1 protein-coding gene is annotated in these 315 nt (G+C 47.6%); it reads left to right on the forward strand.

The features are described 5' to 3' along the window. Positions 1 to 315 (forward strand): histidine kinase (locus P0G09_RS17280; protein WP_275253288.1); only part of this gene is annotated, 315 nt, incomplete at both ends.

Raw genomic sequence — 315 nt, forward strand, 5'->3', positions numbered from 1 at the left:
AATCTAAAGATGCAGATCAACCCGCATTTTCTGGGCAACTGCTTTAATGCGGTTTACAATGCCTCCCTTACTGGCGATTTTGAGCAGTTGTTGGCTCTGACCACTTACCTGAACCGATATTTCCGGTTTATGGCACAGGTAGAAAATGATTTTGTTCTGCTGGAAGAGGAGCTTCGATTCACAGATGACTTTCTCTCCATCCAGAAACTCCGATTCGGCGAGGCCTTTTCCTACACTATCTCCGTCACGGCCTTTCTGCGGCAGGCACGCATCCCTACTTCGGTCATCAAGTCTTTTGCAGAGAATGCGGTGAAA

This window comes from Faecalibacterium sp. DFI.5.82 (genome assembly GCF_029076575.1).
In the GTDB taxonomy this organism is placed as follows: domain Bacteria; phylum Bacillota; class Clostridia; order Oscillospirales; family Ruminococcaceae; genus Faecalibacterium; species Faecalibacterium duncaniae.